At 71.1% G+C, this 20,894-nt stretch carries 19 protein-coding genes and 1 tRNA gene; 15 read left to right on the top strand and 5 right to left on the bottom strand.

The features are described 5' to 3' along the window. Positions 1-77: 77 nt before the first annotated feature. Positions 78-605, bottom strand: coding sequence for an ATP-binding protein (locus tag EDD29_RS32220; protein ID WP_170201672.1), 528 nt, complete (start codon positions 603-605; stop codon positions 78-80). Positions 606-744: 139 nt separating this feature from the next. Here EDD29_RS32220 and EDD29_RS32215 point away from each other — a divergent pair, with 139 nt between their 5' ends. From EDD29_RS32215 to pyk, 6 genes are all read left to right on the top strand, one after another. Further along, positions 745-981, top strand: coding sequence for a DUF397 domain-containing protein (locus EDD29_RS32215; RefSeq protein WP_123668043.1), 237 nt, complete (start codon positions 745-747; stop codon positions 979-981). 206 nt (positions 982-1,187) lie between these two features. Then, the gene (locus EDD29_RS32210) at positions 1,188-2,084 is read left to right on the top strand and encodes a helix-turn-helix domain-containing protein (protein WP_123668042.1); all 897 of its coding nucleotides are present in this window, start codon (positions 1,188-1,190) and stop codon (positions 2,082-2,084) included. A 399-nt stretch (positions 2,085-2,483) separates the two neighbouring features. Next, positions 2,484-4,328 (top strand): AfsA-related hotdog domain-containing protein, encoded by a 1,845-nt coding sequence (locus tag EDD29_RS32205; protein ID WP_123668041.1) that lies wholly within the window; start codon positions 2,484-2,486, stop codon positions 4,326-4,328. After that, on the top strand, positions 4,325-6,919 hold the full coding sequence (locus EDD29_RS32200; protein WP_170201671.1) for a phosphoenolpyruvate synthase: 2,595 nt from the start codon (positions 4,325-4,327) through the stop codon (positions 6,917-6,919). The genes EDD29_RS32205 and EDD29_RS32200 overlap by 4 nt, the downstream gene beginning before the upstream one ends. 122 nt (positions 6,920-7,041) lie before the next feature. Next, positions 7,042-8,292, top strand: coding sequence for an MFS transporter (locus EDD29_RS32195; RefSeq protein WP_148086165.1), 1,251 nt, complete (start codon positions 7,042-7,044; stop codon positions 8,290-8,292). 53 nt (positions 8,293-8,345) lie between these two features. Then, positions 8,346-9,773, top strand: coding sequence for a pyruvate kinase (gene pyk / locus EDD29_RS32190; protein WP_123668038.1), 1,428 nt, complete (start codon positions 8,346-8,348; stop codon positions 9,771-9,773). A gap of 106 nt (positions 9,774-9,879) precedes the next feature. Here the strand turns inward: pyk and EDD29_RS32185 are convergent. Beyond that, positions 9,880-9,953: transfer RNA gene (locus EDD29_RS32185), tRNA-Leu, on the bottom strand. A 95-nt stretch (positions 9,954-10,048) separates the two neighbouring features. Between EDD29_RS32185 and EDD29_RS32180 the strand changes: the two genes are divergently transcribed. The 9 genes from EDD29_RS32180 to EDD29_RS32140 all read left to right on the top strand — a co-directional run bounded on the left by EDD29_RS32180 (position 10,049) and on the right by EDD29_RS32140 (position 18,559). Further along, positions 10,049-10,657 carry an ANTAR domain-containing response regulator gene (locus EDD29_RS32180; RefSeq protein ID WP_246053110.1) on the top strand — a complete coding sequence of 203 codons (609 nt, stop codon included), beginning with the start codon at positions 10,049-10,051 and terminating at the stop codon, positions 10,655-10,657. 194 nt (positions 10,658-10,851) lie between these two features. Beyond that, positions 10,852-12,027 (top strand): branched-chain amino acid ABC transporter substrate-binding protein, encoded by a 1,176-nt coding sequence (locus EDD29_RS32175; RefSeq protein ID WP_123668036.1) that lies wholly within the window; start codon positions 10,852-10,854, stop codon positions 12,025-12,027. An 80-nt stretch (positions 12,028-12,107) separates the two neighbouring features. Continuing rightward, entirely contained in the window at positions 12,108-13,073 is a 966-nt protein-coding gene (locus tag EDD29_RS32170; RefSeq protein ID WP_123668035.1) for a branched-chain amino acid ABC transporter permease, read from the top strand. After that, on the top strand, positions 13,070-14,284 hold the full coding sequence (locus tag EDD29_RS32165) for a branched-chain amino acid ABC transporter permease (protein WP_123668034.1): 1,215 nt from the start codon (positions 13,070-13,072) through the stop codon (positions 14,282-14,284). Before EDD29_RS32170 ends, EDD29_RS32165 begins: the two co-directional genes overlap by 4 nt. Then, on the top strand, positions 14,281-15,084 hold the full coding sequence (locus tag EDD29_RS32160; RefSeq protein ID WP_123668033.1) for an ABC transporter ATP-binding protein: 804 nt from the start codon (positions 14,281-14,283) through the stop codon (positions 15,082-15,084). The genes EDD29_RS32165 and EDD29_RS32160 overlap by 4 nt, the downstream gene beginning before the upstream one ends. Further along, positions 15,074-15,841: an ABC transporter ATP-binding protein gene (locus EDD29_RS32155; protein ID WP_123668032.1), complete on the top strand. Its 768-nt coding sequence runs from the start codon at positions 15,074-15,076 to the stop codon at positions 15,839-15,841. The genes EDD29_RS32160 and EDD29_RS32155 overlap by 11 nt, the downstream gene beginning before the upstream one ends. A gap of 83 nt (positions 15,842-15,924) precedes the next feature. Then, positions 15,925-16,821, top strand: coding sequence for an ABC transporter substrate-binding protein (locus EDD29_RS32150; RefSeq protein WP_123668031.1), 897 nt, complete (start codon positions 15,925-15,927; stop codon positions 16,819-16,821). Beyond that, positions 16,821-17,762 (top strand): amino acid ABC transporter permease, encoded by a 942-nt coding sequence (locus tag EDD29_RS32145; protein WP_123668030.1) that lies wholly within the window; start codon positions 16,821-16,823, stop codon positions 17,760-17,762. The genes EDD29_RS32150 and EDD29_RS32145 overlap by 1 nt, the downstream gene beginning before the upstream one ends. Continuing rightward, positions 17,762-18,559 (top strand): amino acid ABC transporter ATP-binding protein, encoded by a 798-nt coding sequence (locus EDD29_RS32140; RefSeq protein ID WP_123668029.1) that lies wholly within the window; start codon positions 17,762-17,764, stop codon positions 18,557-18,559. The genes EDD29_RS32145 and EDD29_RS32140 overlap by 1 nt, the downstream gene beginning before the upstream one ends. A 4-nt stretch (positions 18,560-18,563) precedes the next feature. On the opposite strand, the gene EDD29_RS47835 is transcribed toward EDD29_RS32140, so the two are convergent. The 3 genes from EDD29_RS47835 to EDD29_RS32125 form a co-directional block, all read right to left on the bottom strand. Then, a complete protein-coding gene (locus tag EDD29_RS47835) occupies positions 18,564-19,760 on the bottom strand; it encodes a cytochrome P450 (RefSeq protein WP_123668028.1) in 1,197 nt (398 codons plus the stop codon). A 288-nt stretch (positions 19,761-20,048) separates the two neighbouring features. Beyond that, positions 20,049-20,219: an ROK family protein gene (locus EDD29_RS32130; protein WP_123668027.1), complete on the bottom strand. Its 171-nt coding sequence runs from the start codon at positions 20,217-20,219 to the stop codon at positions 20,049-20,051. Between the two features lie 12 nt (positions 20,220-20,231). After that, on the bottom strand, positions 20,232-20,774 hold the full coding sequence (locus tag EDD29_RS32125; RefSeq protein ID WP_123668026.1) for a DUF4352 domain-containing protein: 543 nt from the start codon (positions 20,772-20,774) through the stop codon (positions 20,232-20,234). Between the last annotated feature and the right edge of the window lie 120 nt (positions 20,775-20,894).

The following is a 20,894-nucleotide window of genomic DNA, read 5'->3' as shown; positions in this document are numbered from 1 at the left end:
CACAGAACGGAGGGGAGATCGTCGATTGTTCCCGGGGCCGTGCGGACCCGGGTGGCGGTCGGGGAGGAGAATACGGGTCAGACGAGGGCGAACGACGACCAGACCGCTTTGCCGCCGGTCGACAGCGGTGCCCAGCCCCAGGCCTCGGCGAGGCCCGCGACGACCTGGAGGCCGCGGCCGCTCTCGGCGAAGTCCTCGGGCTCGGCGAGCACCGGCGGCTCCGGGTTGGGGTCGGTGACTATCGCGAGCACCCGCCGCTCCTGGGCCATGAGGATCAGCTGGATCGGCGCGCGCGCCACCCGGTGCCGTCCCGGCAGGCCGTAGCGGACCGCGTTGGTGACGAGTTCGGAGACCACCACCGCCGCGTCGCCGAAGACGCACGAGAGGTTCCAGCCGCGCAGTGTCTCCCGGGTGAACTCGCGGGCGGAGCCCGGCGATCCCGGATCACTGCTGAGCGGGCGCCTGACGAGCCGGTCGGTGCCCGAGGAGGGGGGCGTGGGCCAGTGCGCGGCTTCGAGTGTCGGCAGCATCGCAGGCCATCTGCCCTCGTCGGCGCAGGAGAGCCGACGGCTGTGGATCATGCGAGGAGCCCGCTGAAGGGTCATGGAATGTCCTGTCACGACCGGATGATGCGTCGGGTGGGTGTCCGCTATCTTTCCCTTCGACGCGTGCAGGTGCAAGAGCTTCTGCACGTGCATCTGCCCTTGCGGCACAGAAAGATCGTTGTTGGAACGGAGCAAAGTCATGGGGGAACACGCACTGAAGCCGTCCCTTCACGGACAGGCGCCCGGGGGCTGGCTGAAGAGCCGGCGGAGCAACCCCAGCGGCAACTGCGTCGAGTTGAGCGAGCTGCCCACCGGGGAGATCGCCATGCGCAACTCGCGGCATCCGGACGGCCCCGTGCTCGTGTACACGCGCGCGGAGATAGAGGCGTTCATCGGAGGGGCCAAGGACGGTGACTTCGACCATCTAGTCGCCTAGGAGTCGCGGGGCACACGAAGGGCGCCGTTCGGCGGCGCCCGGCCCCGTCACCGCGGTCGGACCGTTCGGAGCGGTTACTCATGTCCGAAATAGGGATGGGTGGAACGCGCCGGTGTGCCGTGGGATACTCGCGTGTTCCGGCGTATCGGACCTCTCGGGCCCTATGCCTCAGCCTTTCGGAAGACCCATGGATCAGGGAGCCCTGGATGGTCCCACCCGCACCCGCCACCGTGTTGGACATCTCGGCATCGGCCGGCGGCGGGCCCACCGTGCTGCGCATCCTGCTGGGCGCGCAGCTGCGCAGGCTGCGCGAGGCCAAGGGCATCTCCCGCGATGACGCCGGATACGCGATCCGCGCCTCGGACTCCAAGATCAGCCGTCTGGAGCTCGGCCGCGTGTCCTTCCGGGAGCGCGACGTCGCCGACCTGCTGACGCTCTACGGCGTCCAGGACGAGGAGGAAAGGGCCAAGGCGCTGAGCCTGGCCCGGCGGGCCAGCCGCAACGGCTGGTGGCACCGCTACAACGACGTGCTGCCCAAATGGTTCGAGAACTACATCGGCCTGGAGGAGGCGGCGAGCCGCATCCGCTCCTACGAGGTGCAGTTCGTCCCCGGCCTGCTCCAGACCGAGGCCTACGCCCGCGCGGTCACCCTCCTCGGCCACAGCGCCGCGCCCGCCGAGGAGATCGAGCGCCGGGTGGAGATGCGGATGCAGCGCCAGGGCCTGCTCACGGGCGAGGACGCGCCCCAGGTGTGGACCGTGGTCGACGAGGCGGCGATGCGCCGTCCGCTGGGCGGCCGCACGGTGATGCGCGAGCAGCTCGCGCGCCTCATCGAGCTGTCGGAGGCGCCCGGGGTGACGGTCCAGGTCGTGCCGTTCGCGCGCGGCGGCCACGCCGCGGCCGGGGGCCCGTTCAGCATCCTGCGCTTCGCCGAGCCCGACCTGCCCGACATCGTCTATCTGGAGCAGCTCACCAGCGCGCTGTATCTGGACAAGCGCGACGACGTCGAACGCTATCTCGCGGTGATGGACCAGTTGTGCGTCGAGGCCGAGCCCGTCTCGGCCACCGCCGATGTTCTGACCGCCATCCGCAACGAGCTGTAACGCCCTTCGAGCGCCCGGCCCGGTCCTGTGACCTGCGGCCGGGCGTTCCGCGTTGCCGGGGGGAGGGGGTGCCGCCTGGGGCCGGGGAAAAAGAGAATGGCGTTGTTGCGCAATTCACCGGGTGTGTTGACTGCGGTCCGAAATGTCATGTTGACTCCAGTTGGCAGAGCGAGATCCCTTACCAGGCAGGGATTCTCGGCGGTGCAGTGACCTGCGACACTCCCGAATGGGACGCCCTGTTAAAGGTGTGTGAACGTCGGCGACGTCGCCTGTGTCGATTTGACAACAAAGATCAGATCATCTTCTATGGCCTTTCTTGGAGGGATATTTCAGGACGGTTCGTGATCGGTCCGGTGCACTGCGCGTCCGGACCGGGGACGCCGTGGGGAGAGGGCGGGCATGACCGGGACGACCGCACTGGCCGGGGCGAGCGAAGCACCCGCCGAGGCACCCGAGATGACCATCGGCGGGGAGCACGCCGAACCCGTCCCCGCCGCGCTGTCCGCGCTCCCCGGCAAGCGCGCGCTGTTCGCCGTCGACAGCTACTTCCGCGACGGCTGGGACGACCTGATGGCGACCGCGCCCGACCCGTGGACCCTCCTCGACGTGCACGCCACGGTGCTGCTCACCCCCGACGCCGTCGCGGGACGCCGACTGGAGGCCGCACTCGACTGGCTGCTCGCGCAGGACGCGGTCGTCGTCGCCGCCGAGGCGCTGCGGCTCGACCGGCACAGCACCCGCGCGTTGTGGTGGTACCAGTGGAACGTCGCCACCCGCGAGCACCGCGCCCTCACCGACCTCCTCGCCACCGCGGGCGAGAGCCTCCTGCTCGTCGCCAGGCTGCCGCGCGCGCCCATCCCGGCGACGCTGCGGATCAGCCAGCGCAAAGGCAGCGCCGACCCCTCCCGGCGCGAACGCTGGCAGCTCCGCCACCTCCTCGCCGGACTGGGCGAGCCGGTCAGCGGACTCGTCACCTTCGCGCACACCGCCGACGAGCCCGCCGACCTCGTCCGCGAGTTCGGCATCCTCCTCGACGGGCCCGACCGCCGCCGCGTCTACGCCGACCTCGTCGCCGGGCGGGACCGCGAGACCGAGGCGCGCGCCCTCATCGCCGACCTGTACCGGCGCACCCCCGCCGACGACCTCTCCCGCACCGCCGCACGCGAGCGCGCCGAACTCGGCACCCCCGCCGGCCCCTGGGACGGAGTCGTCCTCGGCGGCGCCGCGGCGACCCCGTGCCTCTCGGACAAGGCGCCGCTGGTGACCGGCGTGACCACCGCGCAGTGGGAGCATCTGAAGGCCCAGCCGTGGCGCCCGCTGCGCTTCGACCGGACCCTGCCCTACCGGCTCGTCCACAAGGCGGGGCCCGCGGGCGTGCTGCTCACCGACCAGGTCGCCGCGCCCGACGGGGCGGTGCTGCTCGCCGGCGAGCTGCCGACCGCGCACCGCTACCTCAACGACGTGCCGCGCTCCGGCTCCGGCCTCGACCTCGCGCCGATCCTGGAACTCGCCGGGCAGAGCGCCTACGTCCTCGCGCACGCCCACCACGGCGCGCCCGACGACGCGCGGTTCGCCCTGCGCGGGCTGCGGGCCGCGCTGGTCCCCGGCGCCTGCGCGCACCGGCGCGTCCGCATCGAGGCGACCGTCACCGAGGCCCGCCGCGACGGCCTGGACCTGGCTTTCGGGTTCTTCGGCCTCGACGAAGGCGCCGACGGCGTCCCGCTGGCGACCGCGACCCTGTCGTTCTCCTGGATGAGCGAGTCCGCGTGGCAGGCGGAACGCCTCGAGGGCCGGGCCAGGCACGGGCTCGGCGCCGAGATCGGTGTGCCCGACATGAGCGGGACGTTCCCCTCGGCCCGCGCCGTCGGCCGCAGCCACGACGACAACGTGGTGCTCGCCGACCCGCTCTGGCGGCCCGGGACGATGACCGCCCGCGTCGTCGTCGACCCGGCCAACCCCGGGCTCTTCGACCAGCCGCAGGACCATGTCCCCGGCGTCGCGCTCATGGAGGCGGCGCGCCAGGCCGCGCTGTGGGCGACCTCCCGGCATCTCGCGCTGCCCGCGGGCCAGCTCGCCGTCATCGTGCTCGACAGCGGCCACCCCGGCGTCGGCGAGCTCGACACCGCGCTCAGCTGCACCGCGCGCATCGTCGCCGACCGCGGCGGCAAGGTCGCGGTCGCGGTTTCCTTCGCCCAGGACGGCATCGAGGTCTGCGCGGTCACCGCCGAGGTGGTGCGCGCGTGATCGGCGGTAAGGCCGCACACCTGCGCCGGCTCGCCGACGCGGGCTTCAGCGTGCCCGAGTGGTCGGTCCTCGGCCTCGACGTGCTGCGCGACTTCCGGCTGCGGTCCGGGCTCGACGCCGAGATCGCCGCCCTGCTCACCGGGCTCAATCCCGACACCGCCTACGACACCGCGGAGCGGATCGCCAAGGCGTTCTCGGTGACCCCGCTGGACGGCGCGGCCCTGTCGGCGATCTGGCGGGCCTACGACGCGGTCGGGCAGGGCACCGTCGCGGTCCGGTCCTCCGGCGCAGACGAGGACCTGCCCAATGTGTCGTTCGCCGGGCAGTACTCCTCGTTCCTCGGGCTGAGCGGGTTCGACGCCGTCGCCGAGCACGTCAGGGAATGCTGGGCGTCGGCCTACTCCGCCCGGTCCCTGGTCTACCGGTGGCTGCACGGGCTGCCGACCGACCGGATCGACCTCGCCGTCATCGTGCAGCGGATCGTCCCGGCCGAGGTGTCCGGGGTGATGTTCACGGCCCATCCCGTCACCGGGGACCGCGACCAGGCGCTCATCAGCTGTGTCTATGGGCTGGGCGAGACGCTCTCGTCCGGGGCGGTCGACCCCGACACCCTCACCCTCGACCGCACGAGCGGGGTCGTCGGCGACGCCGTCATCGGGGAGAAGGCCGAGCGGCTCGACCCGGGCCCGGGCGGTCCCGTGCTCAGCCGGGTCTCGAGCCACCACCGCGTGCGGTTCGCGCTCAGCAACGAGCAGGTGGGCGACCTCGGCGATCTCGGCGCCCGGGTGGAGCGGCTGTTCGGCTGCCCGCAGGACATCGAGTGGGCGTTGCACGACGGCGCCTTCCATGTCCTGCAGGCCCGGCCGATCACCACGCTCCGGGAGGCCGAGGGCGAGCTGCGGGTGTGGGACAGCGCCGACATCGACGAGGACTTCGGCGAGGTCACCGCGCCCCTGACGTTCAGCTTCGCGCGCCTCGCCTACCAGAAGGTGTACCGGGACCACGTACGCGCGCTGGGCGTCCCGGAGAGCGACATCGCCCGGATGGACGAGTGGTTCGGCGACATGCTGGGCTACTTCGACGGGCGGGTCTACTACAACGTCCTCAACTGGTACAAGGTCATCCGGCTGCTCCCGGGGTACAAGCTGCACCGGCGGGTCCTGGAGCGGGCGCTGGGGGTGCGGGAGACCTCCGACGAGCTGGCCGAGGCCCAGCACCCGATCGGCTCCGCGGGACGGCAGCGGCTGGTCCGGTTCCGGGTCGCCGCCCGGTTCGTCCGGATGTTCATGGGGGCGCGGCGCTCGGTCGCCGCGTTCGTCGACGACTTCGCGGAGGCGTCCGCGGCGTTCGAGGAGGTCGACTACGCGGACCTGCCGGGGCACGAGGTCAACCGGGAGCTGTACCGGCTCGAGGACCGGCTGCTCACCCGATGGGGCCCGACCGCGGTCCTCGACAACGTCCTGATGCTCTCCTTCGGCGTGCTCCAGAGCCTCAACCAGCGCTGGTTGCCCGACGCGCCGCCCTGGGTCGTGTGGGAGGCGGTCCAGCCCGGCGCGGAGGCGCCCCCGCCCGCCGCGCGGCTCGCCGCGATCGCCGCGGACCTCGCGGGGCGCGAGCGCCTGGCCGTCGAGATCGCCGCACGCCCCGCCGCCGACCTGGCCGGGTGGCTCACCGACGCGCGCGGCGACGACGCGGCATGGCTGCGCGCCGCCCTCAGCGACTACCTCGCCGAGTTCGGGCACGTCGCGAGCGGCTCGCTGAACCTCGAGGAGCCCGATCTGCACGCGGACCCCGCGCGGCTCATGGCGCTGCTCCAGGAAGCGCTCCAGGGCGTCGCGGGAGCCGCCGAGGAGGCCGTCGCCTCCGCGAGCCGCCGAGCGGAGGCGGACGCCTACCTCGCCGCCCATCTGAGCGGCCCCAAGCGGTTCGTCTACCACCTCGTCCGCACCAAGGTCCGCGAGGCGCTGCGCGAACGCGAGCGGGTCAGGCACGCCCGCGTCCGCGTGTTCGGCGTGGCCCGGCGCATGTTCCAGGCGATCGGCCGCGACCTGGAGTCGGTCGGCGCGCTCGGCGACCGCCGCGAGGTGTTCTTCCTCAAGCTGGAGGAGATCCGGGCCGCCTACGCGGGCACCCTCGATCACCGCGAGCTGCGGCCCCTGGCCGAGCTGCGCCGCGACCAGCAGTCCCGGCAGCGCCTCATGCCCGCCCCGCCGCCCCGCTTCACCACCCGCGGCAGCGTCTACTGGAGCCTGCGCAGCCCCGACCCCGGCGACCCCTCCGGCGACGTCCTCCGCGGCATCCCGTGCGCCCCCGGCATCGTCACCGGGGTGGCCCGGCTCCTGGACGCCCCCGCCGACGCCGAAGGCGGCGTCATCGTCGCCCGCCGGACCGACCCGCGCTGGGTCGCCGCGCTGCCCACCGCCGCCGCGCTCCTCATCGAACGCGGCGGCCCGCTCACCCACGCCGCCACCGTGGCCCGAGAACTCGGCATCCCCGCGATAGTCCGCGTCCCCGAGCTCACCACCCGGATCAAGGACGGGATGACCCTCTCCGTCGACGGCACCACGGGCCTCATCCGCATCCTGAAGTAGCGGGAAAAGGGCGAACCCGGATCGTCCCCGTAAAATCACCCCCGACCGCATGGCGGCCGTTCCCGGTTCTCGGGCGGTATCTACCCCGGTCTCAGTGTCGTCGAGACGGAGGGGTCGGGGCTTTGCGGGCGTATGTTGCGGTTCTGGGAACGGCTGGAGCGTGGCGGTTCCTGCTGCCGGGGATCTGTGCCCGGCTGCCGCAGGCGATGTTGCAGATCGGGACCCTGCTGCTGGTCGAATGGGCGACCGGGTCCTACGGGTGGGGCGGGCTCGCGGCGGCCTTCGCGGCCGTCGCGCAGGCGGTCGCGGCGCCGCAGACCGGACGGCTGGCCGACCGGTACGGGCAGCGGGCGGTGCTGGTGCCGCAGGTGCTGGTGCACGCGGTCGCGCTCGGCGCGCTGCTGGTCGCCGCGCAGACGGGCCTGCCACCGGTCTGGCTCGTGCCGCTCTCCGGCCTCGCCGGGGCGACGATGCCGCAGGTGGGGTCGATGGTCCGGGCGCGCTGGGCGCATCTGCTGCCGCGCGGCAGGACGAGCACGGCGTTCGCGGTCGAGGCGGTCACCGACGACCTGATGTTCACCCTGGCGCCGGTCGTGCTGCTCGCGGTCGCGACCGCGGCCAGCCCGGTGTGGGCGCTGACCGGGGCCCTCGTGCTCGTCATCGCCGGGACGCTGGTGTTCGCCGCGGTCCGGACCGGCAGGCCGGAACCGGCGCCCGCGGCGGTGTCGGGCGGGACCCGGGTGCTCGCGATGCGCGGCGTCGCGGTCGTCGCTGGGGCGCTGCTGGGCGTCGGCACGGTGTTCGGGGCCCTCCAGGTGGCGATCACCTCCTACACGGCGCAGATCGGCGATCCGGGCGCTGCGGGCACCATCTACGGGACGTTCTCCGCGGGCAGCCTCCTGGGCGGCCTCGCCTTCGGGGCGCTGCGCCTGCGGGGCGCCGCCCCGGGCCGTCTGGCGGTCCTGCTGGGGGCGCTCGCGGTCGCCCTGCTGCTGCCTCCGCTCGCCTCGTCCACCGGTCCGCTGTACGCGGCGGCGGGCGCGGCCGGGCTCGTCGTCGCGCCCGCGCTCATCACCGGCTACACCGTCCTGGACGGCCTGGTGCCCGCGCACGTCAAGACCGAGGGCTACACCTGGCTGACGGGCGGGACGGGCCTCGGCATCGCGGCGGGCGCGGCCCTCGGCGGACAGCTCGCCGACCGGTTCGGCCCCTCGACGGCCTTCCTGCTCCCTCCCGTCACGGTCGGCCTCGCCGCGGTCCTCGTCGTGTGCCGCCGGGCACATCTGGCGGCGCGCCCGGCGGACCCCGCGGAAACCGGTCCGGAAACCGTTGGTCTAGACCACTCCACGAAGTCCTTGATGAACAGACGGTGATGTCTAGCTGCTGTTTTGCACCTACTGTCGGGTAACTACCTAGGCTGTACTCCGTGAGTCGTCGAGCGAAGATAGTCAGCACCATCGGACCAGCGTGTTCCAGCCGCGAGCAGATCCTCGCCCTTGTCGAGGCGGGCATCGACGTGGCCCGGCTGAACATGTCCCACGGAAGCCACGAGCAGCACGAGGAGGTCTACCGCTTCCTGCGTGACGCGGCGGAGTCGTCCGGGCGGGGCGTCGGCATCCTCGCCGACCTCCAGGGCCCCAAGATCCGCCTCGGCCGGTTCCCCGACGGCCCGGTCCGGCTCAACGTGGGCGACGAGTTCACGATCACCACCGAGGAGGTGCCCGGCTCCCGCAAGGAGGTCTCCACCACCTACAAGGGGCTGCCCGGCGACGTGAGCGAGGGCGACTACGTCCTCGTCGACGACGGCAAGGTGTCCCTCAAGGTGCTCGGGGTCGAAGGCGTCCGGGTGCGCACCGAGGTCGTCGTCGGCGGCATGGTGTCCGACAACAAGGGCCTGAACCTCCCGGGCGTGGCCGTCAGCGTGCCCGCCCTGACCCCGAAGGACGAGGCCGACCTCCGCTGGGCGCTGCGCATCGGCGTCGACATGGTCGCCCTGTCGTTCGTGCGGAACGCCGCCGACGCCCAGGAGTGCTACCGGATCATGGACGAGGAGGGCGTGCGCGTCCCCCTCATCGCCAAGATCGAGAAGCCCCAGGCCGTCGCCGCCCTGCCCGAGATCGTCGACGCGTTCGACTGCATCATGGTCGCCCGCGGCGACCTGGGCGTGGAGCTCCCGCTGGAGCAGGTCCCGATCGTGCAGAAGCGCGCGATCGAACTCGCCCGCGACAAGGCCCACCCGGTGATCGTCGCGACCCAGATGCTGGAGTCGATGATCAGCGCGCCGCGGCCCACCCGCGCGGAGGCCAGCGACGTCGCCAACGCGATCTTCGACGGCGCGGACGCCGTCATGCTGTCGGGGGAGACCGCGGTCGGCCAGTATCCGATCGAGGCCGTCGAGACGATGTCCAGGATCGCCGCCGCCGCCGAAGAGGCCCACCTCTACGCCGCCCACTCCCTGGACCGCAAGCCCACCACCACGGGCGGCGCCATCGCCCGCGCCGCCGCGGAGGTCGGCGCCATCGTCGGCGCGAAGGCCCTCGTCGCCTTCACCATGTCCGGCGAGACCGCCCGCCGCCTGGCCCGCTACCGCAGCCCCATCCCCCTCCTGGCCTTCACCGAGGTGGAACGGGTCCGCAACCGTCTGGCCGTCTCCTGGGGCGTCGAGACCTTCCTCGTCCCGCACGTCGACCACACCGACGAGATGGTCGCCCAGGTCGAACAGGCGCTCCTGGAGCTGGGCCGCTGCCAGAAGGGCGACAAGGTCGTCATCGTCGCCGGCTCCCCTCCCGGCACCACCGGCTCCACCAACGCCCTCCGCGTCCACCGCATCGGCGACGCCATCGCCCACAGATAGCCGCCGCGCGCCCGCCCCGCCGCCCGCCCGGCGGGGCGCGGGCCGGTGTTCCGGGGGCCGGAAACGCAGAACCGCCGTCCCCTGCGGGGGCGGCGGTTCTCGTCGGTGCCTCGGGTGGGAGTCGAACCCACAACAAACGGGTTTTGAATCCGTCTCCTCTGCCAATTGGGATACCGAGGCGGGTGTCGGGCGGAGCCGGCCAGATGGTGCGATGTCCGGCACCGGGGTCTAGCCGACCCGGGACAGGCACCAGGGTACAGGTTCCCGGTAGTCTCGTGCGCGTGAGCGAGAGTGCCAAGCGAGTTGTGATCGCCGAAGATGAGGCCCTTATCCGGCTCGACCTCAAGGAGATGCTGGAGGAGGACGGCTACCTTGTGGTGGGAGAGGCCGGTGACGGGGAGACGGCTGTGAAGCTCGCTTCGGAGCTGCGCCCGGATCTGGTCATCCTGGATGTGAAGATGCCGATCCTCGACGGCATCTCGGCCGCGGAGCGGATCGCGGGGGAGCGGGTGGCCCCGGTCGTCATGCTGACCGCGTTCTCCCAGCGGGAGCTGGTCGAGCGGGCGCGCAGCGCGGGGGCGATGGCCTACCTGGTGAAGCCCTTCACCAAGGCGGACCTGGTGCCCGCGATCGAGATGGCCGTGTCCCGGTACGACGAGATCCGCCAGCTGGAGTCCGAGGTGACCACGTTGAAGGATCGCCTGGAGACGCGGAAGGTCGTGGATCGCGCCAAAGGCCGCCTCCAGACCCAGCACGGCTGGACGGAACCGGAGGCTTTCCGCTGGATTCAGAAGACGTCCATGGACCGCCGTCTGACCATGCGCAAAGTCGCCGAAGCGGTGCTGGAGAGCGCGGTCGAGTCGGATGTGGAAACAAAGGAATAGCTAATCGCCACTTTTGCGGTGTTACATCCCGGTTTCGGATATTTGCCGTTGGTAGCGGTGAGGTCACGACTGTGCATCACGACGGATGGGAAACGGCTCTGGCCTGGTGTTCCTGATCGGCGTTCAGTACGTTTCCGCCAATCAGTCCCACGTGGGTCGTCGCTGCGCGCCGGCCCGGTGAAGGAGCCAATGGCATGAAACTTGGAACGTCAGCTCTCCGCCTCATCGCGGTGGCCGGTGTCGCGAGCCTCGCTCTCACCGCCTGCGGCGGCGGTGACGACTCCAGCGGTGGTGGCGATGTCTCTGAGGTCACGATCGGGATCATGGGCGACCTCACCGGGGAGAACTCCGGCATCGTCATCCCGATCCAGAAGGCCGCGAAGCTCGCCGTCGACGAGTACAACGCGACCAACCCCGAAGTCAAGATCGTCCTCAAGGACTACGACAGCCAGGCCAAGCCCGAGCAGGCCGTCGCCCTGGCCAAGCAGGCCGTCAAGGAAGACAAGATCGTCGGCCTGATCGGCCCGGCGTTCTCCGGCGAGTCCGCCTCCGTCGGCCCGGTCCTGGAGGAGGCGAAGGTGCCGAGCGTTTCGGCCTCCGCCACCAACGCCGACCTCGCCGAGAGCGGCTGGAAGTACTGGCACCGCGTCATCGCCGACGACGACGTCCAGGGCGCCGGCATCGGCGGCTTCATCGCCACGGGCCTGGCCGCCAAGAAGGTCTTCGTCATCGACGACAAGTCGACCTACGGCCAGCCCCTCGCGGCGACCGTGAAGTCGGCCGTCGAGTCCGGTGGCGCGACCACCGAGACCGACTCGATCGACGCCAAGGCCTCGGACTACTCCTCGACCGTCAACAAGGCCAAGGCGTTCGCCCCCGACGCGATCTTCTTCGGTGGCTACTACGCCCAGGGCGGCAAGCTGATCAAGCAGCTCCGCGAGGCCGGCGTCGACGCCAAGTTCCTGTCGGCCGACGGCTCCCTCGACCCGGGCCTGGCCAAGGGCGCGGGCGGCACCAACGCCGACGGCGCGCTCATCGGCTGCCCCTGCCTGATCGACCCCGAGGGCTCCGCGGGCGAGGCGAGCAAGAAGTTCGCCGCCGCCTACAAGGCCGCGTTCAGCTCCCCGACCGCGATCTACTCGGCCGAGGCCTACGACGCCGCGTCGACCTTCATCAACGCGATCAAGGCCGGCAACGTCACCGCCGAGGACATCAACACCTGGATCTCCTCCGCCGACTTCCCCGGTGTGAGCAAGCAGATCAAGTTCCAGGCCAACGGTGAGATCGCCGCCGACGACGTCTACATCTACAAGGTCACCGGCGAGACCCTGCCGCTGCTGGGCAACGCCAAGACTGCCAAGGACGAGTAGCAGTCCGGCATCGGCACGTGTAGGGGCGGGAACGCGGTGACCCCGGGTTCCCGCCCCTTCCTCACGAAGGTGTGACTTCCTTGCTCGACAACTTTCTGACCCAGTTCTGGCCCTCTACGGTCGACGGCCTGGCCTTGGGCTCGATCTACGCGCTGATCGCGCTCGGCTACACGATGGTGTACGGCGTCCTGCGCCTCATCAACTTCGCGCACTCCGAGATCTTCATGATCGGCACGTTCGCGTCCCTCGCGGTCGTGAACGGATTCGGGTTCACCCAGGTCGGCGGCATCGCCCTCGTCGGCGTCGTCTTCATCATCGCCCTCGCGGGCGCCGCGGCCTCCGCGGGCAGCGCCGTGGCCCTGGAGTACCTGGCCTACCGGCCGCTGCGCAAACGCGGCGCGTCACGGCTCGCCGCCCTGATCTCCGCGATCGGCGCGTCGCTGTTCCTCCAGCAGCTCTTCGCCCGCGTCCTCATCCCCTGGTGGTTCGACGTCCCCAAGGAAAAGGGCGCCCTGCCCGTCCAGGGGCACTTCGTCGAGCGCTCCGACGTGTTCGCGATCGGGGACTTCGTCGTCCGCAACGACAAGCTGATCGTCTTCTGCGGCGCGGTCCTCATGATGATCGCCCTCGACCAGTTCGTCACCCGGACCAAGCTCGGCCGCGGCATCCGTGCCACCGCGCAGGACCCCGAGACGTCCGTGCTGATGGGCGTCAACATCGACCGGATCGTCACCGCCACGTTCGCGATCGGCGGCGCGATGGCCGGCGCGGCGGCCGCCCTGTACTTCATGCGGTTCGAGGAGACGAACTACTTCGTCGGCTTCCTGCTCGGCATCAAGGCGTTCACCGCGGCCGTCCTCGGCGGCATCGGCAACCTGCGCGGCGCGCTCGTGGGCGGCCTCGTCCTCGGTCTCATCGAGATGTACGGGTCGGCCTTCTTCGGCTCCGAATGGAAGGACGTCGTGGCGTTCTCCGTCCTGGTCCTCGTCCTCATGTTCCGTCCCACCGGCATCCTCGGTGAGTCCCTTCAGCAGGCACGCGTATGAGCACTTACGAAAAGGCCGAGCCCGCCGGCAAGGGCAAGCAGCAGCCTCTGCGGAGGGCCCGGGGCGCCGTCGGCGACGTGCTCGACGGGATCCGCGACTGGTGGGACGCCCAGCCGGGCGCGATCCGCTGGACGGTCTACGCCGCGCTCATCGTCGGCGCGCTCCTGCTCCCGCACGCGGGCCTCGGCGAGTTCATGTCGCCGCACTCGGACTGGCAGAGCATCCTGTTCTACCCGATCGGCGGGTACATCCTGCTGGCGATCGGCCTGAACGTCGTCGTCGGGCAGGCGGGCCTGCTCGACCTCGGCTACGTCGCGTTCTTCGCGGTCGGCGGTTACACCATGGCCGTCCTCGGCAAGATCTACGGCTGGACGTTCTGGGAGATCATCGTCATCGGGATCCTCCTGGCGGCCCTGTCGGGCATCCTGCTGGGCGCCCCGACGCTGCGGCTGCGCGGCGACTACCTGGCGATCGTCACCCTCGGCTTCGGTGAGATCATCCGGATCACCGCGACGAACACCGACGCGATCGGCGGCCCGAACGGCATCGCGGGCATCCCGCACCCGCCGAACCTGACGGACTGGGCGGTCCCGACCAACGCGCTGACCGAGGCCCTCGACCTCGACGGGATGACCCCCTTCACGTACGGCGCGCTCGACTCACGCCCGTACTACTACCTGCTCGTCGGGGCGATCGTCCTCACGATCGTCTTCGCCAAGCGGCTGGAGAAGAGCCGGGTCGGCCGCGCGTGGGCCGCGATCCGCGAGGACGAGGACGCCGCCGAGCTGATGGGCGTCCCGACGTTCAAGTTCAAGCTCGCGTCCTTCGCCATCGGCGCCGCGTTCGGCGGCCTCGCGGGCGTCATGTACGGCTCGCAGGCGACGTCGATCATCCCCGAGGACTTCCCCTTCATCCTGTCGGCGACGATCCTCGCCGCGGTGGTCCTGGGCGGCTCCGGGAACATCCCCGGCGTCATGCTGGGCGCGTTCCTCATCGCCTGGATCCCCGAGCGGGTCCGCGGCGTCGGCGAGTACCGCGTCCTGGTGTTCGGCGCGGCGTTGGTGATCATGATGGCGTTGCGGCCGGAAGGCATCCTGCCGTCCCGGCAGCGCAAGGCCGAACTGTCCGAGGGCTCGGGCGGCATGGGGTCGCTGGGCGCCGAGGTCGGCGGACCCGGCGGCGCCGACGTGGAGATCGAGGTGCAGAAATGACCGAGAAGTCCCTCGGGGCCCCCGCGCCCGCGCCACTGCTGGAGATGCGTGAGGTCCTCATGCAGTTCGGCGGCGTCACCGCGATCAACAAGCTCGACCTCACCGTCACCGCCGGCGAGATCTTCGCGCTGATCGGCCCGAACGGCGCGGGCAAGACGACGGTGTTCAACGTGATCACCGGTGTCTACCAGCCCACCGCGGGCCAGGTGGACTTCGCCGGGAAGCAGCTCACCGGCAAGAAGCGCTACCAGGTCACCAAGTCCGGGGTCGCCCGGACGTTCCAGAACATCCGGCTCTTCCACAACATGTCGGCCACCGAGAACGTCATGGTCGGCGCGGACGCCCACCACAGGACGGGGCTCGCCGGCGCGGGCCTCGGCCTGCCGTGGCACCGCAGGGAGGAGCGGGACGGCCGGGCCCGCGCCGCCGAACTCCTGGAGTTCGTCGGCATCGGCGGGCGCAGCCACGAGGCGGCCAAGAACCTTCCGTACGGCGACCAGCGCAGGCTGGAGATCGCCCGCGCGCTGGCGACCCGGCCGAAACTGCTGCTCCTGGACGAGCCGGCCGCGGGCATGAACCCGGCCGAGAAGGTCGCCCTCCAGGACCTCATCCGCAAGATCCGGGACTCGGGCGTCACCGTCCTGCTCATCGAGCACGACATGCGCCTCGTCATGGGCATCAGCGACCGCCTCGCGGTGCTGGACTTCGGCACGAAGATCGCCGAGGGCCTGCCCCGCGAGGTCCAGGACGACCCCCGGGTCATCGAGGCGTATTTGGGAGCTCCCGCCGATGCTTCTTGAGATCGACGACATCCGCGTCCACTACGGCAAGGTCGAGGCGCTCAAGGGCATCTCGCTCCAGGTCGGCGAGGGGGAGATCGTCACCCTCATCGGCGGCAACGGCGCGGGCAAGACGACCACGCTGAAGACCATCTCGGGGCTGCGCAAGCTGTCCGCGGGGCGGGTCCGCTTCGACGGCGCCGACATCTCCAAGATGCCCGGCCACAAGCGGGTGCTCGCCGGCATCGGGCAGGCGCCCGAGGGTCGCGGCGTCTTCCCCGGCATGACGGTCGAGGACAACCTCCTCATGGGCGCCTACACGCGCAAGCGGGGGCAGGCCAAGGAGACCGCCAAGGACCTCGCCGAGGTCTACGAGCTGTTCGAGCGGCTGGCCCAGCGCAAGGACCAGATGGGCGGCACCATGTCGGGCGGTGAGCAGCAGATGGTCGCCATCGGCCGCGCCCTCATGGCCAAGCCCAAGGTCCTGCTGCTCGACGAGCCGTCGATGGGCCTCGCGCCCATGCTCGTCCAGCAGATCTTCTCGATCATCGAGGAGATCAACCGGCGCGGCACGACGGTGCTGCTGGTCGAGCAGAACGCCCAGCAGGCGCTGAAGCTCGCCCACCGCGCGTACGTGCTGGAGACCGGCAAGGTCGTGAAGTCCGCGCCCGCCGCCGACCTGCTCGACGACCCCGAGGTGCGCGCCGCGTACCTGGGCGGCGAGCTGTCGGCCGACGAAGAGGAGGCCGCGACGGCCGAGGCGCCTGAGCAGGCCTGAAGGCGGGGCCGCCTCCGGGCGGCCCCTTCGAACGTTCCAAGTCCCCGTCGTACGTAGTACCTACCCCTCAAGGAGAGCGCGCCGTGAGATCCTCCACCAGCCGCCGTACCGTAGCCGCCGGGGCCGTCGTCCTGGCCGCGGCCGTCGGCCTCACCGCCTGCGGTGACGACACCGACACCGCCCCCACCGACACGCCCCCGGCGGCCGCGTTGGCCGCCGACAAGGCCCTCGCCGACGCCGTCCCCGCCGACGTCAAGGCCGACGGCAAGATCGTCATCGGCGTGGACTCCTCCTACGCCCCCAACGAGTTCCTCGACGAGGACGGCAAGACCGTCACCGGCTGGGACGTCGCCCTGTTCGACGCCGTCGCCGCCAAGATCGGGCTGAAGACCGAATGGGTCAGCAGCAGCTTCGACGGCATCATCCCCGGCATCGGCTCCGGCAAGTACGAGGTCGGCGTCTCCTCCTTCACCATCAACCCCGAACGGCTCCAGGCCGCCTCGATGGTGAGCTACTTCAGCGCCGGCACCCAGTGGTTCGGCAAGGCGGGCGCGACCATCTCGCCCGACGACGCCTGCGGCAAGAAGATCGCCGTCCAGGCCTCCACCGTCCAGGTGGAGGACATCGAGGCGAAGTCGAAGGCGTGCAAGGACGCGGGCAAGCCCGAGATCACGATCGACCAGTACCAGGGCCAGGACGAGGCCACCGCGGCCGTCGTGTCCGGCAAGGACGAGGCGGGCCTCGCCGACTCCCCGATCGCGGCCTACGCCGTCAGCAAGGCCCCCGGCCTGCAGCTCCTCGGTGAGATCTACGACGCCGCCCCCTACGGCTACGTCGTGAAGAAGGGCTCGCCCTTCGGGAAGGTCCTCGCCGACGCCACGAAGGCGCTCATCGCCGACGGCACCTACACCAAGGTGCTGTCCGAGTGGGGCGTCGAGGGCGGCGGCATCACCGACCCGGCGGTGGACCCGGCCTCCTGATGACGAACCCAGGTGACGGACGGGCCCGGCCCGAAGCCATCAAGGCCGTGCCCGTCCGGCGCCCGGGACGCTGGGTCGCCATCGCGATCCTCCTCGTCCTCGGCGCCCAGTTCGTGCACATGCTCCTCACGAACGAGCAGTTCATGTGGGGCTACATCTACGACCACGCCTTCACCCCTCCGGTCCTGGAGGGCGTCTGGACCACGCTGCGGCTGACCGTCGGCGCCATGGTGCTCGGCATCCTGCTGGGCGTGCTCCTCGCGGTGATGCGGCTGTCGGACAACCCGATCCTCAGCGGCGTCTCCTGGCTGTACACGTGGTTCTTCCGGGCGGTCCCGCGCATCGTGCTCGCGGTGCTGTTCGGCAACATGGGCGTCCTGTACGCCCACTACACGCTCGGCCTGCCGTTCTCCGGGCAGATCGCCGACTTCCTCGGCGTCGACCTCGACGGGACGCTGTTCTCCGTCGACGCGAACACGCTCCTCGCGCCGCTCTTCGCGGGCCTGCTCGCGCTGGCGCTGTCCGAGGCCGCCTACATGGCCGAGATCATCCGCGCGGGCATCCAGTCGGTCGACCCCGGGCAGGCCGAGGCGGCCGAGGCGCTCGGCATGTCCCGGCCGCTGCTGATGCGGCGGATCGTGCTGCCGCAGGCGATGCGCGTCGTCATCCCGCCGACCGGCAACGAGACGATCGCGATGCTCAAGGACACCGCGATCCTCGCGGCCGTACCGGTGACGAACGAGCTCTTCTTCCAGCTCAGGGCGATCGGCAACCGGGAGTTCCGGCCGTTCCAGATGCTGGTCGCCGCCTGCCTGTGGTACCTGGTGCTCACCAGCGTCCTCATGGTCGGCCAGTACTTCCTCGAACGCCGCTTCTCCCGGGGCCACTCCCGCACGGGGCAGGCGAGGACGCGGCTGCGCATCCTCGGAAAGGACCACTGATGTCAGACGAGGGGGCCCCGCCCGAGGCGGCGCAGGACGGGCCCATGGTCCTGTCCGAGGGCGTGCACAAGAGCTTCGGGCGGACCGAGGTGCTGCGCGGCATCGACCTGGCGGTGGACCGCGGCGAGGTGATGTGCGTCATCGGGCCGTCGGGCTCGGGCAAGTCGACGTTCCTGCGCTGCATCAACCATCTGGAGAAGATCAACTCAGGCCGGCTGTCGGTCGCCGGGCAGCTCATCGGCTACCGGGAGAAGGGCGGCAAACTGCACGAACTCCCGGTCCGGGAGATCGCCGCGCAACGCCGCCGGATCGGCATGGTCTTCCAGCGCTTCAACCTCTTCCCGCACATGACGGCGCTGGAGAACGTCATGGAGGCGCCCCGCAAGGTCAAGCGCCTGCCCAAGGACAAGGTCCGGGCCGCCGCCGCGGCGCTCCTCGACCGCGTCGGCCTGGCCGACCGGGCCGGGCACTACCCGTCGCAGCTGTCCGGCGGCCAGCAGCAGCGCGTCGCCATCGCCCGCGCCCTGGCGATGGAGCCCGACCTCATGCTCTTCGACGAGCCCACCAGCGCCCTCGACCCCGAACTGGTCGGCGAGGTCCTCGACGTCATGAAGACCCTCGCCCGCGACGGCATGACCATGATCGTCGTCACCCACGAACTCGGCTTCGCCCGCGAGGTCGCCGACACCCTCGTCTTCATGGACGAAGGCGTCATCCTGGAGCAGGGCGACCCCGCCACCCTCCTCGCCTCCCCCTCGCACCCCCGCCTCCAGGAGTTCCTCTCCAAGGTCCTCTGACCCGTCACTCGACCCCGTCGGCCGGCTGCTCCCAGGTGAGGGGGAGGGTGTCCAGCCCTAGGAGGCCGAAGGTGTGTTCTCGGGGGGCGTCGGGGTGGGGGAGGCGGTAGGAGGGGATGGCGCGGTGCCATTCCTCCAGGGCGATGCGGAGTTCGGCGCGGGCCAGGTGGGAGCCGAGGCAGCGGTGGGGGCCGGCGGCGAAGCCGAGGTGGCGGTTGGGGGAGCGGCGCAGGTCGACCGTGGCGGCGTCGGGGAAGGCGGCCGGGTCCCGGTTGGCCGACGGTAGGGGCAGCATGACCATGTCGCCCTCCTTCATCGGGCAGCCCGCGAACTCGGCGTCACGGGTGAGTTTCCGGCCGGGCAGGACCACGGGGTAGGCGCGCAGGAACTCCTCGACGGCCGACGGGATGAGGCCGGGCTCGTCCCGGAGCGTCCGCTGGTCGGCCGGATGCGCGGCCAGATGCCAGACCGCGTAGGACAGCTGGGACGTCACGGTGTCCAGGCCCGCCATGAAGAGCAGGAGGCAGAACGCCAGAAGGTCGTCGTCGGGGATCGGCGCGCCGTCCAGGGTCCAGGTGAGGGCGTCGCTGAGGAGGCCGTCGCGGAGACGGCCGCCGTGCGGGTCGGCGCGGCGTTCGGCGATGAGCTCGGCGAACATGGCGGTGACCCGGCCCATCGCGGCCATCCGCCCCGGGTTGGTGGAGGGCGGCCCGTGCAGGATGGCCCGTGCCCACGTCAGGAACTCCTCGAGCCGCTCGACGGGCAGCCCCATCAGCTCAAGGAAGATCACCGACGGGAACGGCGTCGCGAAGTCGGACACGAAATCGCATTCCCCGCGCGCCGCGATCGCGTCGATCAGCGCCCGGCAGTGCTCCCGGACCCGAGGCTCCCGCGCCTTCACGGCCGCCGGCGTGAAATGCGGCGCCAGCAGCCGCCGCCATCCGGTGTGCTCCGGCGGATCCAGCATCTCCGGAATCCACCGGTACCGCGGCTCCGGATCCAGCGCGTTCACCGACGCGCTGGAGAACAGCCCGGGATCCTGGAACGCCGCCTGGACGTCGGCGTACCGCGTCAGAACCCAGAACCCCTTGCCGTACGTGGAGTAGAACGCGTCCTGCCCTTCCCGCAGCCCGTCGAACACCCCCGCACTCGTCCCCACCGGGCACCCGCCCGCCAACGGACTGAACTCGATCTCCCGCATACGCCACTCCCCGGGGGTCGGAGGACCAGATCAACAATCCGCTCACATGCTCGCAGCAGCCCACCCGAGCTTCCACCCTTGAGAATTACTTCCCCGGAAACCGCCCTTTCCGGACCGTCCAGAAGGCTCAGGTCCGGTGCCGGCCCGGCAGGGAGGGGGTGCGGCGCCTCCCCGGGCCGCCGCGTCACCAGGGGAGGGCCGATCCGAAATGCAACTGTTTTGCGGAGCGGGTGTGCGGCACCGCCACCGTGGAGAACATCGGGTGCGTGATACCTCGCGGTGGGAGACCTAGAAGCCCACGACCGTCTCCAGGCATCCGCGTCCGCCGCACAGGCGGTAGGAACCCTCGCTCCGCACCCGCAGATGGCCGATCTCGCCCGCCGCCCCGTGGGCGCCGCGGAAGACCTTCCCGCCGATCACGATGCCCGAGCCCTGGCATCCGGAATGTGGGAATTCCACCCCGAGAACGGATCAAGCAGGCGGGAGGGCGAGGTGGACCGCGGGAGGCGGGGTGGTGGAGTAGGGGGTGGTGCCCTGGAGGACGGCCTTGACGGGGACGGCGGCGGCGGGGATGTCGTACCAGAGGTCGAATTCGAGGCGGGACTGGGCGTAGAGGTCGGGGGTGAGGGGCTGGCGCTTGAGGGACATGGTGGGGAGGTCGGGGGAGTAGGCGGTGCCGTCGGAGGTCTCGACGCGCTGTGCGGCCAGGGGGAGGGTGGCGGAGGTCCTGGCGGTGTTGGTGACCAGGAGGTGGAGGCGGACGTACTGGCCGTTCACGGCCGGGACCTCGATGTGGCTGCCGGGGGTGGCGGGCATGCCCGCGGTGTAGCCGAGGAGCTGGAAGTGCTCGTCGCCGCTGGTGCCCGAGACGCCCCGCAGCACGGTCTCGCCGGACCGCGCGGGGGCGGGGGTGATGTCGTAGAACGCCGGGGACGGCTTCGTCGGCGCGGGCCCGGAGCAGGCCGCGGAAGCCACGGCGGCGGCGAGGAGGGCCAGGGTGGGAGAGCGGCGCAAGGCGGGCTCCCGAGGGGGAGAAGGAGTTGGGGCCTGGAGACGCCTTTGGGACCGCATGTTCATGCGTTTTCTACTCGGCGTTCCAGGCCCGTTGGTCAACGGTAGCGAGCGGGGTGGGTC

Source organism: Actinocorallia herbida, assembly GCF_003751225.1.
Taxonomy (GTDB): Bacteria; Actinomycetota; Actinomycetes; order Streptosporangiales; family Streptosporangiaceae; genus Actinocorallia; species Actinocorallia herbida.
This window is presented reverse-complemented; position numbering and strand designations above follow the sequence as displayed.